The following is an 11,699-nucleotide window of genomic DNA, read 5'->3' as shown; positions in this document are numbered from 1 at the left end:
CACGGCCTACAATAGGCGAATATCCGTATCCATTTTATCTATTTTATTCACTTTTACCAAGTCTATAAACCCAGGAAACAGGGGATTTAGAAGAATATTCCATTCACCTGGAAGAACTGCGGATCTTACCTTACAACCCAGATATTTTTTATCGGCCATCAGTCGATCGCCCAATATCTTCAGCTGCAGATCCCCTGGTTCCCGCCAGGTTTTAGGAAGTAGCCGATCCGGGAACTCGCAGATCGGAGCCTTTTCTGCTATTTTCAGTTGGGAAATGAACATTTGCGGTGGGATCTCCGACTCATCCGAATGCACCAATATTTCCAGCATGGACAGGGAAACACTCAAACTGGTATACAACATAAAAGTCCCCTCAGAATTCCACCGGCCTCCATACAAAAACGCCGCCTTTCCTGACAGGTCACCCGCCCTTTCCTTCATCTTTGAGATTCGATATACCAGCATATATCAGGAATATACCCCTTCTTCCAGGCGTCCCAGGATCTGGTTTACCAATCGAATACCCGTAGGCGTATTTAACAGGTCAAAGGGCTTCTTCCCTTTTAATGCCCTATTTTCCTTATTCAGCCATTTATTCAATTTGTCGCCGTCCTCAAATACTTCCAACCCTTTTGCGATGACACCGGACAGCTCATACGTATGGGAGGATACAACCGGGTCCAATAAATCCTTTATATTTTTTCTTGTTAATGTTTTATAGGATAAGTTCAACAGAAGAGCCATCCTGGTCATCGGTATTTCCATGATCTCCGCTAAAATATCCACTGATAATTTTGGAATGCCACTACTTACGACATCATAAAAATCCAAGGCCGTCGCGGGCATGCTAGCGGAAAAAAGTTTTCCTCCCAGTAGCTCCCATTTGATCTCTTCTACCGTCAATCCCTGGGACGCCAGCATAGCCACCCGCTTCGCAATTTTTGGAATTGCCAGATCAGGATGCTTACCAACTTTTGTACCTCCGGCCATATGGGTAATTTTACCCAAATATATGGGTAATTTTCCATTTTATTGGCTAAAAATGGAAAGGTTTACCTTGCAAAGTGATCTTGCGTGAATTTCCCGATCTTGTCTGGCTGAAGAGCCAGATCGCCCAAGGCTTTAGCAACCGGCTGGGATGGGGGAATCTTCCGCTGGATGCAGAGGGTTTTCCGAGCGCCATCATCCACACCCAGGTGCGCGAATGCTTCCGCCCCGATGTCAAGGGGCCGTATACCTTTTTTCTGAATTTGCGGGGAAACAGCCAGTGCAGCGTGGATCAGCAGACCACCCGCATCGACGAGGGGCATTATTTTGTCAGCAATAACGCCCAGTTGTATACGCTTCAGGTGGAAGAAAGCGCCGCCGGAACCGAAACGTTCAACATCCATTTCGGGGAGTTTTTCAGCGAGTCCGTTCTTAATTCCCTTATCACTCCGGCGGACATGATCCTGGACGCGGGTACTGAAAAACAATTGTCGCCCGTTTTATTCTTCAACCAGTTGTACCCCCGGGACGAGACCTTTAACGGGATGATCCGCTCGATCGTGACCGCGTATCGGAAAGAGGGACCGGACAAGCTGCGGTTTGCAGAGCAGATGACCGCCCTGCTGACCTATCACCTGCAACAGCATCATCAGATAGCCCGGATCGTCAATAACCTGCCGCCGGTCCGCAAGGCAACACGCGTCGAACTTTATAAACGCCTTGCCCGGGCAATGGACGCGCTGCGTTGCGGCTTTTGCGGGGAGATCAGCCTGGACCAGCTTGCGGCCGAAGCCCGTCTTTCCAAATATCATTTCTTACGATTGTTCCGAATGGCCTTTGGATTGTCGCCTTATCAATACCTGCAGCAGCTGCGGATCGAAAAAGCGAAGGTCTTACTGACCGATCGCCACAGTCCAATAACGGACATAGCTGCGGGGTTGGGATTTGACAACAGCCAGTCTTTCAGCCGGTTATTTTATCAGCGGACAGGGCTTTACCCCTCTCAGTACAGGCTCCGCTCAAAATAGCAACGGGTTCCCGTCAAAATAGCAACCGACTCCCGTCAAAATAGCAATTTTGGTTATCCCGCGGAACGCCGGGCTTCGGAACTTTGTCACCTCAACCGACAAACTATGTCCAAATCTATCTTTCGCCGGAGCGCCGTCCTGCTCATCGCCTGGATGATCCTCCTCGGCATCCTGTCAACGCGGGGTTTTTTCAGCGATTTTTCCGCGCTGCCGCCGCGCCTGATCTTTGCCCTGCTGACGCCGTTGGCGGGGGTGGTGTTATTCGTGAGATCAAATGTGGGGAAACAATTCCTGGCTCAAATCCAACCTCAATGGTTAATCTATCTGCAATCCTATCGCATCCTTGTCGAACTTGCCATATGGTGGCTGGTGCGCGCGGGGTCGTTGCCGGTTCAGATGAGTTTTGAGGGACGCAATTTCGATGTCGTCACGGCTTTGCTGGCGGTGCCGGTCGGTTATTACTGTTTTGTAAAGAAAACCTGGCCGCCGGTTGTCGCGCTGATTTACAACATTGCCGGCCTGGTCCTGCTGGTGAATGTCGTCGCGATTTCCACTCTGTCGATGCCAACCCCCTTGCGGGCCTTTCACAACTCCCCTGACAGCTCGATGCTGACCCGGTTTCCGCTCATTTACCTGCCGGGTGTGCTGGTTCCCCTGGCCTATACCCTTCATATCCTGTCGCTCCGGCAATGGGCGAGGCAAAACAATAAAAAAGTATATCATGCAATCCATCGATAAAAGTACTCCGATGTCCCAGCTTGTTTCCGCCAATGAATGGTTTCATTCGGGCGAGCGGCTGCCCTATGATCCCACGACGAAAAGCATCGGCACCGCGGGCGGGACTGCGCCGTTATTCGCTTATAACAAATTGGTCACCGCTTCAAAAGAAGACGCCCGCAGGGTTATCTCCTTTCTTCCCGGCTTTCCCTGCGGCTCTTTCGACTGGGTCAGGATCGATGCGGTGATCAAACAGGAGCATCCGCTGAACCGGCTCTACCTCGATTATATCGGGCAGGGGGAATCCGACAAACCGGAGAATTATCCTTATTCCACCTTCGAGCGGGCAGACCTGGTCGAGGCGATCTGGAAACATCATCACATCGAGACCAGTTTTATCGTGACGTTCGACTATTCCTCGCTTGTGGCCATGGAATTGCTGCAGCGGCAACAGGAAAGGATCGAAAAGGGGATAAAACCTTCCACCGTAATCACGAAGGTGCTCTTCATCAACGGCGGATATTTTACGGATGGGCACTCCCATCCCCTCTTTACGACCCCCTTGCTTAAAACGAGGCTGGGAAAAAGAGGAACGATGCAGGCGCAATCTTCGGACCCTGCCCTCAACCGAATGATAAAGGGCATGTGGTCCAAACAGTACCGGGTCGGCGAGACCGAACTGGCGGAAGTGAGGAATGCCATCCGGCGGAGGAACGGAACGGTTTTTATGCACTATGCGGCCGGTTTTGTGGACGAACATAAGGCGAATGCCGGGCGGTTAAATCTGCTTCCCATCGTCGAGAAAATGCATCCGAACGTCTCCTTCTACATCATCGGGAGTGATAAGGACCAGTTTGAACCCAGGCAGGTGAGGCTGGCGAGGGAACGGATCAGCCAATACGGGGTGGGTATCCAGGTGGTGCCCGGCGGGCATATGGTCACCCTTGAACAGCCAAAATTATTGGCGGAAAAGATCATCCGAATAGATTGCCGCACTAAATGACGAACGGGTTGCCAAGGTTGTAAAAAGGCCCTATTTTCGCGAGACTTAAAAAATCTCCAAAAAACTGTGGTCTGCATTAGAAAACTATCAATAGCGCTTTGCGCCGTTATTCTCATAACCCAAAGCTGCCGGAATAACTCTACCGGCAATGGTCAATCCCAGGCCCCTGTGGCGCAGGCGTATCCGGTATTTAAGGCCACGGCCCACAATACGATCCTGCGAACCGAATACCCAGCGACGCTGCAAGGTCAGCAGAACATCGAGATCCGCCCAAAGATAGACGGCTATATCGAGCATATCTATATCGACGAAGGCGCCACGGTAAAAAAAGGACAATTGCTGTTCCGGATCAGCGCGCCGCAATATGAGCAGGAGGTGAAGAACTCGCTTGCCGCCATCAACAGCGCGGAGGCCGATGTCAATACCGCCAAATTGCAGGTGGAGAGGACGAAGCCGCTTGTTGAAAGGCATATCATCAGTGAATACGAACTCAGATCGGCCGAGGACGCGCTGAAGGTGAAAGAGGCCGCGCTGCTTCAGGCGAAAACAACGCTGGCGAATGCCCGCACCAACCTGGCGTATACGACGATCAGCAGCCCTGTCGACGGCGTGGCGGGGATGATCCCTTATAAATTGGGCAGCCTGGTCAGCAGCACTACCACCTCCCCGCTTACGATGGTCTCCAACATCTCGAAGGTATATGCGTACTTTTCCATGAATGAAAAGCAATTGCTCGACTTTTCCCGGCAATACAAGGGAAGCACGCTGGAGGCGAAGCTGAAACAACTTCCGCCGGTGGTGCTGATCCTCTCCGACAAGACCGAGTATCCGGAGAAGGGACGGGTGGAGGCGATTGGCGGGCTGATCAACCCCGAGACCGGCGCGGCGACGTTCCGGGCGACCTTTCCCAACCCGGTGAGGCTGATCCGCAGCGGGGGCAGCGCCGTGGTGGCGCTTCCGGTGCCCGTCAACAATGCCTTGCTGATCCCGCAACAGTCGACCTATGAGTTGCAGGGAAAGCGCTTTGTCTACCGGGTGGACGGAGACAAAGTCACCAGCGCCGAGATCACCACCCTGCCGGCAGCGGCCGGCCAGTATTTTGTCGTTACCGACGGGCTGAAGCCGGGAGACACGGTCGTCTTCGAGGCAGCCACGCCGATCCCGGATGGAACAGCGATCAAACCCGAGATGCGCGCAGAAGCCGACATCTATAAAGACCTGAAATAACCGCCGAAAACACATGACACTAAAAATCTTTATAGAGCGGCCCGTCCTTTCGACGGTGATCTCCGTCATCCTCGTCATTCTGGGGATCCTGGGGCTTGTCGCCTTGCCTATCACACAGTATCCCGAGATCGCACCACCTACGGTGCAGGTATCGGCGTCCTACCCCGGCGCGAACGCGGATGTCGTTTTGAACAGCGTCATCGTTCCGTTGGAAGAGCAGATAAACGGCGTCGAGAATATGACCTATATGACCTCGTCGGCGGGTAATGACGGCTCCGGATCGATCACCATCTTTTTCAAACAGGGCACCAACCCGGACCTGGATGCCGTCAACGTACAAAACCGGGTTTCGCGGGCTACGCCGTTGTTGCCGGCGGAGGTGACCCGGGCGGGGGTAACGACGAGCAAGCGGCAGAGCAGCATGGTCATGGTGTTCTCCATCAACAGCACCAACAAATCCTTTGACGGTACCTTTCTGCAGAACTATGCCAATATCAACGTCCTGCCCATGCTCAAACGGGTGAATGGCGTTGGGGATGTAACGGCGTTTGGCACGCAGGACTATTCCATGCGGATCTGGCTGAAGCCGGACGCCATGGCGGCCTATGGGTTGATCCCTGACGACATCAACACCGCGCTTGCCGAGCAGAACGTCGAAGCGGCGCCCGGCAAGATCGGCGAGAACAGCAACCAGTCCTTTCAATATGTGCTGAAGTACAAGGGCCGGCTGAGAAAGCCGGCGGAGTACGAGAATATCATCATCAAGGCGACGTCCACCGGGCAGCTGCTCCGGCTGAAGGATGTCGCGCGCATCGAGCTGGGATCGCTGGACTATTCCGTGACCTCGACCACCGACAATCACCCCTCGATCGTCTGTGCGGTATTCCAGGCGGCGGGATCGAATGCGCACGCCATGATCAAGGAGTGTGAAAAGACCATCGCCACGGCTTCCAAGAGCTTCCCGCCGGGGGTGACCTCGAACATGATCTTTACCGCCAACCAGTTTTTGGATGTCTCGATCAACAAGGTGGTGGAAACCCTGATCGAGGCCTTTATCCTGGTGTCGATCGTCGTGTTCGTTTTTCTCCAGGACCTGCGGTCGACCCTGATCCCGGCCATTGCCGTACCGGTGGCCATCGTGGGCACCTTCTTCTTTTTGCAGTTATTCGGGTTTACGATCAACCTGCTTACATTGTTTGCGCTGGTGCTCGCCATCGGTATCGTGGTGGATGATGCGATCGTGGTGGTGGAGGCCGTTCATGCCAAGCTGGATCAGCATGTGCCTACGGCGAGGGAGGCGACGCTGGAAGCGATGAGCGAGATCAGCGGGGCGGTGGTGTCGATCACGCTGGTGATGGCGGCGGTCTTTATCCCGGTGACCTTTATTACCGGATCGGTGGGTGTCTTCTACAAGCAGTTCGGGCTTACGCTGGCCGTGGCCATTCTTATTTCCGCCGTCAATGCGCTGACCCTGAGTCCGGCGTTGTGCGCATTGTTGCTAAAGCCCCATGGCGAGAACAAGTTGCGGAAAAAAGGATTCCTCCAACGGTTCTATTGGGCCTTTAACGTGAGCTTCGCGGCGACGACCCAAAAATACAAACGCGCCGTCCAGTTCTTATCGCGCAAACGATGGATCGCGGTGACGGCCGTGTTGCTCTTTATCGCCCTGTTCGCGTATCTTTTAAAGGTGACGCCCGCGGGGTTCGTGCCGAATGAAGACCAAAGCTTTATCATGGCCGATGTGAGTCTGCCGCCGGCTTCTTCGCTGGAGCGCACCACCCGGATCACCGATCATGTGGTGGATGTCGCGCGGCATCAGCCGGAGATGAATTCCGTGGTCCGGATCGCGGGGTCGGGGATCATGAGCGGCGGCAACGGCGGCTCGTATGGCTCGCTTTTTATGAACCTGAAATCCTGGGATCAGCGAAAGGGCGATCAGCATTCGGTCGATGCCGTGATCAACAACTTATTCGGCGCGACGGCCGATATCAAGGGGGCGAGGGTCTTCTTCATCGCCCCGCCGACCCTGGAGGGCTTTGGCAATTCGAGCGGATTCGAATTCCAGGTACAGGACCGAAGCGGTGGGGATATCGCGCATTTCTATGATGTCAACAGCAAGTTCCTGGCGGCCCTGAACAAACGGCCGGAGATCCAATATGCAACGAGCTTTTTCAATATCAACTTCCCGCAGTATGAGGTGGAGGTGAACGTCGCCAAATGCAAGGAAGCAAATTTATCCCCCGCCACTGTGCTCAGTACGATGCAGGGATACTATGGCAGCATTTACGCGTCCAACTTCAACGAATTCGGGAAACAATACCGGGTGATGATCCAGGCGGATGCCGCCTACCGCAGCGATGTGCAAAGCCTGGACAAGGTTTTTGTGCGAACGGGGAATAACGTTATGGCACCCGTGACGGAGTTTGTCTCCCTGAAGCGGGTGTATGGGCCCGAGTTTATCAACCGGTTCAACCTTTTTACGTCTATCGCGGTCTCTGGTGCGCCGAAGCCGGGATATAGCAGCGGCGATGCGATCAAGGCGATCCAGGAGGTGGCGGCGAAGACCCTTCCTGTCGGCTATGGGTATGAGTTTTCGGGGCTTTCGCGCGAGGAGTTGTCGAGCGGTAATCAGACGGTGCTGATCTTTGTGTTGTGCCTTGTGTTTGTGTATTTTTTGCTGAGCGCCCAGTATGAGAGCTATATTCTGCCGTTTGCGGTGATCCTTTCGTTGTCGATCGGGTTGGCCGGGGCGTTTATTTTTGCGAATCTTTTTGGAGTGCAGAACAATATCTATCTGCAGATCACTTTAATCATGCTGATCGGGTTGCTGGCCAAAAATGCCATCCTGATCGTGGAGTTTGCGTTGGCCAGGAGGCGGGCCGGAGAGAATATGGCGCAGGCGGCCCTCGACGGCGCCGTCGCGCGGTTACGCCCGATATTGATGACCTCCTTTGCGTTTATTTTCGGGATCATGCCGTTGATGGTCTCCAGCGGGGCCGGGGCGGCGGGTAACCGAAGTATCGGTACGGGAGCGGTGGGCGGCATGCTGATCGGAACGGTCTTCGGGGTCTTTGTTATCCCGGTGTTGTTTATCGTGTTCCAGACGATCCAGGAGCGGATCAGCCGGAAGCCGCGGCCTGTTGCTGCCGTGTTGCCGGTGATGCTTGTTGTTCTTGCGAGTTTGTCGTTTGGGTCGTGCGTGACGCAGAAATATCAGGCGCCGGGGATGCCGGTGAAGGGGGATCTGTATCGCGGTGCGTCGAGGGACTCGGCTGGGGCGAGGAACTTGGCAGGGGACACGACCCTGGCGGGAGACACGGCTTCGATGGCGGTTTTGCCGTATCGGGCGCTGTTTGCCGATACGCTTTTGCAGGGATTGATCGACGAAGGGTTGCGGGAGAACCCGGACCTGAAAGTGGCGATGGAGCGGATGACGGAAGCGAGGGAGAATTTTTTGCAGAGTAAGCTTGCTTATTTGCCGGACCTTTCGGCCAATGCCAATGCTACCCGCAGTAAGCAGTCGGCGGCTGCGCTGAACCTGCCGCCGGCCTATATCGGCACTTTTCCGCTGACCACGACCAGCTACCAGGCGAGTCTGAGCACCAGCTGGGAGGCGGATATCTGGGGGAAGTTCAGAAGCGGAAAGCGAGGGGCGCTTGCGGCCTTTTTGCAAAGCGATGCGGCGAGACGGGTGATCGAGACGCAGCTGATCGCGGATATTGCCGGCTATTATTACCAACTGCTTTCCTTCGACGAACAGCTGCGGATCACGCAGCAGACCGTTAGGAACCGGCAGGAAGATGTTACCACGATAAAGGCGCTGATGGAAAACGGCCTGGCGACGGGTGCGGCGGTGGTCCAGAGCGATGCCAACCGGGTTTCGGCTGAATTGCTGGTACCCGATTTAAGCCAGAGTATCCTCGAGACGGAAAATGCGCTGAGTATTTTGCTGGGTCGGGTGCCGGGAGAAATAAAGCGGGGGTTGCTGGCTGCGCAGGCGCCCTACGCCAACCTTCAAGCAGGGGTGCCGTCGCAGTTGATGCGGAACCGACCCGATGTGCAACAGGCGGAACTGGCGTTCCGGGTGGCGTTTGAAAATGTGAATGTCGCCCAGACGTATTTTTATCCCCAGCTGACGATCACGGCACAGGGAGGACTTTCGACCTTACAGATAAAGAACTTCTTCGACCACTCCGTATTTTACAATCTGGTCGGCGGGCTCACCCAACCTATCTTCACCAAACGTCAGAATACGACCCGGCTGCATGTGGCGCAGGCTCAGCAGCGCGAGGCCTTTTATGCCTATCAGAAGACCCTGCTGACTGCCGGGGCGGAGGTTTCCAATAGCTTTTCCAGTTATAAGACGGCGCTTGACAAGCAACGTCAGCGGGTGGACCAGGTGAGGTTATTGGAACAAGCGGTCGATTTCACGAAAGAGCTGCTTAAATATAGCAGTGCCACCAACTATACGGATGTCCTTACTTCGGAGCAGTCGCTTCTGGCTGCCCAGCTTAGCGGCGTGAATGACCGGTTGCAGCAGTTGCAGGCGATAGTTAACCTCTATAAGGCCCTGGGTGGGGGGTGGAGATGAGTGGTGGGGCGAGCTTCATCGCTTTATGAGGTCCTGTGGTCGGAGACGATGGGGTCGGCGATGAATTGCTGCACCGACCGGATCTCATCCGGGGAGCAATTGATGATCGCCAGAATTTTCCTTGAACTTTCTTTATTGACCATTTTTCTTTTTTCGAGTTTTGAGTAGGCGGGTTGAGAGATACCGAGCTCTTTTGCGATCCCTTGCTGACTATAGCCCTTCAGCAACCGAAGCACTTTTATGGTTTGTCCAGAATACATGGCGGATAAGTTTATCTACTTAATTTATCCCTTTTTTTTGTTAACCCGGCGAGATCGGAGCAAAATAGGGTTATAAAGTATAACCATCTACGAGTAGTTTCGTATTGTATTCATCGGGAAATTTAAAGACACCATTTCAAAACCTGTCCTTATGGCCGAAAGTTTCGACACCGCGCTCAAGAAGGTGGCCACTCACTATCTCCGCTTATTAAACACCAAGGTCACCGCGACAAGCATCAGTCAACAGCTAGAGAATCATCCCAACTACCCGAGCCTGCTGAGTCTGAGTGAGGCGTTCAGCAGATTTCATATTCCGAACGACGCTTTTGAGGTTGGAGAGGAGAGCTTTGACGAGGTGGACTCGCCCTTCGTGGCGTTTACCGAGATACCCGGTGTCGGGAAAGATTTTGTGCTGGTGACCAGCAAGGATAAAGAAAAGGTGCGTTTCCGGCATGGCAGGAAGAGCCAGACCCTTTCACGGGAAGAATTCCTGCAGCGGTATCAGCGGATCGTCTGGGCGGCCGAGCCGGATGCGGGCAGCGGTGAAAGCGGGTATGCGGAGAACCGCAGGGCCGAGAAGATGAAAAAGAACCGGCAATTGTCCTGGTATGCCGCCGCCGGAACGCTGCTGCTCTTTGCGTTTCTGCTGAATCTGCCCGCCGGCGCCCTTTTATCTTTCAGCTGTATCGCATTGCTGAAGCTGCTGGGGGTGGGGACCACGGTCCTGCTACTGGCTTTCGATGTCGATAAGAGCAATGCCTTTGTCAAGGACATCTGCAGCGCCGGCAAGCAGTTTCATTGCGATGCCGTGCTGACCAGCAAGGCGGCCAGGATCAAGGGGATATCCTGGGGCGAGATCGGTTTTTTCTATTTTGCCGCGACCACGCTCCTGCTTTTTGCCGGCGGGCTTTCGTTTGGCGGCGGACCCGCTTTTACCGGCGGTGTCGCTTTTACCGGCGGTGTCGCTTTTGCCGAAAAGGCCGGGCTGCTGGCGCTGGGAAACGCGCTGGCGGTGCCGTATATCCTGTTCAGCGTCTATTACCAATGGCGGGTTCTAAAGCAATGGTGCCCGCTTTGTCTGACCGTACAGTCGATCCTTGCTTTGGAGCTGGTCTGGGCCGTATTTGCTTTCTGGTCCACGCCGGCCTCCCTGCCTGCCCTTTTTGCCAATCCCCTGCCGCTGGCCGGGGCCGGCGCCTGTCTGTTGCTGGTGGTGGTCAGCTGGTATGGGATAAAGCCGCTGCTGGTGAAGGCAAAGGATGCCGACAGTTTGTCCGCCGCGTACAAGCGACTGCAATACAACCCCGACCTATTTTTTGCCCTGCTGGGCCAGCAACCGCCGATACCCGAGGGTTGGGAAAAACTGGGGATCCCGCTTGGCCGGAAGGATGCCGCCACGACCATCGTCAAAGTCTGCAATCCCTTTTGCGGTCCCTGTTCGAGGGCTCATCCCGAGTTGGAAAATCTGCTGCACAACTATGATGTCCAGATACGGATCATCTTTAACAGCCAGAACAAGGAGGCCGACTACAGCGCGAATGCCACGCGACACCTGATGGCGATCGCCGAAAAGGGCGATGCCGGGTTGACCAGGCAGGCGTTGGATGACTGGTATGGGATGAAAGAGAAAGATTACCAGCAATTCGCCGCCCGCTATCCCCTGGACAGCGATCTGCGGGAGCAAAACGGCAAACTCGAAGCCATGTACGGCTGGGTCGATGCCGGTGACATCCGCTACACTCCCACCTTGTTTATCAACGGTCACAAGCTTCCCACCCACTACAAATTACAGGAACTGAAAAATATTCTGTAAGACCTGCTTTTGCAAAGGAAGGAGAAGCCGAAAACCTTTAGAAAAGAGTAGGCACCATTTGCCATTATGACTT

At 54.4% G+C, this 11,699-nt stretch carries 9 protein-coding genes; 6 read left to right on the top strand and 3 right to left on the bottom strand.

Translation table 11 applies throughout. The features are described from left to right. Positions 1-6: 6 nt before the first annotated feature. Positions 7-465 carry an RES family NAD+ phosphorylase gene (locus VGM48_RS03575; protein WP_331576344.1) on the bottom strand — a complete coding sequence of 153 codons (459 nt, stop codon included), beginning with the start codon at positions 463-465 and terminating at the stop codon, positions 7-9. A 3-nt stretch (positions 466-468) separates the two neighbouring features. Then, positions 469-990: a type II toxin-antitoxin system Xre/ParS family antitoxin gene (parS, locus tag VGM48_RS03570; RefSeq protein WP_331576343.1), complete on the bottom strand. Its 522-nt coding sequence runs from the start codon at positions 988-990 to the stop codon at positions 469-471. A gap of 74 nt (positions 991-1,064) precedes the next feature. Between parS and VGM48_RS03565 the strand changes: the two genes are divergently transcribed. The 5 genes from VGM48_RS03565 to VGM48_RS03545 all read left to right on the top strand — a co-directional run bounded on the left by VGM48_RS03565 (position 1,065) and on the right by VGM48_RS03545 (position 9,553). Further along, on the top strand, positions 1,065-2,015 hold the full coding sequence (locus VGM48_RS03565) for an AraC family transcriptional regulator (protein ID WP_331576342.1): 951 nt from the start codon (positions 1,065-1,067) through the stop codon (positions 2,013-2,015). A gap of 105 nt (positions 2,016-2,120) precedes the next feature. After that, complete coding sequence (locus VGM48_RS03560; RefSeq protein WP_331576341.1) at positions 2,121-2,753, top strand: hypothetical protein; 633 nt, start codon at positions 2,121-2,123, stop codon at positions 2,751-2,753. Continuing rightward, positions 2,737-3,735 (top strand): alpha/beta hydrolase, encoded by a 999-nt coding sequence (locus VGM48_RS03555; RefSeq protein ID WP_331576340.1) that lies wholly within the window; start codon positions 2,737-2,739, stop codon positions 3,733-3,735. The genes VGM48_RS03560 and VGM48_RS03555 overlap by 17 nt, the downstream gene beginning before the upstream one ends. 66 nt (positions 3,736-3,801) lie before the next feature. After that, positions 3,802-4,962, top strand: a complete 1,161-nt coding sequence (locus VGM48_RS03550; protein WP_331576339.1) for an efflux RND transporter periplasmic adaptor subunit — start codon at positions 3,802-3,804, stop codon at positions 4,960-4,962. Positions 4,963-4,975: 13 nt separating this feature from the next. After that, positions 4,976-9,553, top strand: a complete 4,578-nt coding sequence (locus tag VGM48_RS03545; RefSeq protein WP_331576338.1) for an efflux RND transporter permease subunit — start codon at positions 4,976-4,978, stop codon at positions 9,551-9,553. 23 nt (positions 9,554-9,576) lie between these two features. On the opposite strand, the gene VGM48_RS03540 is transcribed toward VGM48_RS03545, so the two are convergent. Continuing rightward, positions 9,577-9,813, bottom strand: coding sequence for a helix-turn-helix transcriptional regulator (locus VGM48_RS03540; protein ID WP_331576337.1), 237 nt, complete (start codon positions 9,811-9,813; stop codon positions 9,577-9,579). A gap of 151 nt (positions 9,814-9,964) precedes the next feature. Between VGM48_RS03540 and VGM48_RS03535 the strand changes: the two genes are divergently transcribed. After that, positions 9,965-11,626, top strand: a complete 1,662-nt coding sequence (locus VGM48_RS03535) for a vitamin K epoxide reductase family protein (RefSeq protein WP_331576336.1) — start codon at positions 9,965-9,967, stop codon at positions 11,624-11,626. Positions 11,627-11,699: the final 73 nt, after the last annotated feature.

The organism is Puia sp., from assembly GCF_036500295.1.
GTDB lineage: Bacteria > Bacteroidota > Bacteroidia > Chitinophagales > Chitinophagaceae > Puia.
This window is presented reverse-complemented; position numbering and strand designations above follow the sequence as displayed.

What these genes read in the sequence shown, in the direction of transcription:
- VGM48_RS03555 (WP_331576340.1), top strand. Translation starts at nt 2,737, where the DNA reads ATGCAATCCATCGATAAAAGTACTCCGATGTCCCAGCTTGTTTCCGCC.
- VGM48_RS03545 (WP_331576338.1), top strand. Translation starts at nt 4,976, where the DNA reads ATGACACTAAAAATCTTTATAGAGCGGCCCGTCCTTTCGACGGTGATC.
- VGM48_RS03560 (WP_331576341.1), top strand. Translation starts at nt 2,121, where the DNA reads ATGTCCAAATCTATCTTTCGCCGGAGCGCCGTCCTGCTCATCGCCTGG.
- parS (WP_331576343.1), bottom strand. Translation starts at nt 990, where the DNA reads ATGGCCGGAGGTACAAAAGTTGGTAAGCATCCTGATCTGGCAATTCCA.
- VGM48_RS03540 (WP_331576337.1), bottom strand. Translation starts at nt 9,813, where the DNA reads ATGTATTCTGGACAAACCATAAAAGTGCTTCGGTTGCTGAAGGGCTAT.
- VGM48_RS03575 (WP_331576344.1), bottom strand. Translation starts at nt 465, where the DNA reads ATGCTGGTATATCGAATCTCAAAGATGAAGGAAAGGGCGGGTGACCTG.
- VGM48_RS03535 (WP_331576336.1), top strand. Translation starts at nt 9,965, where the DNA reads ATGGCCGAAAGTTTCGACACCGCGCTCAAGAAGGTGGCCACTCACTAT.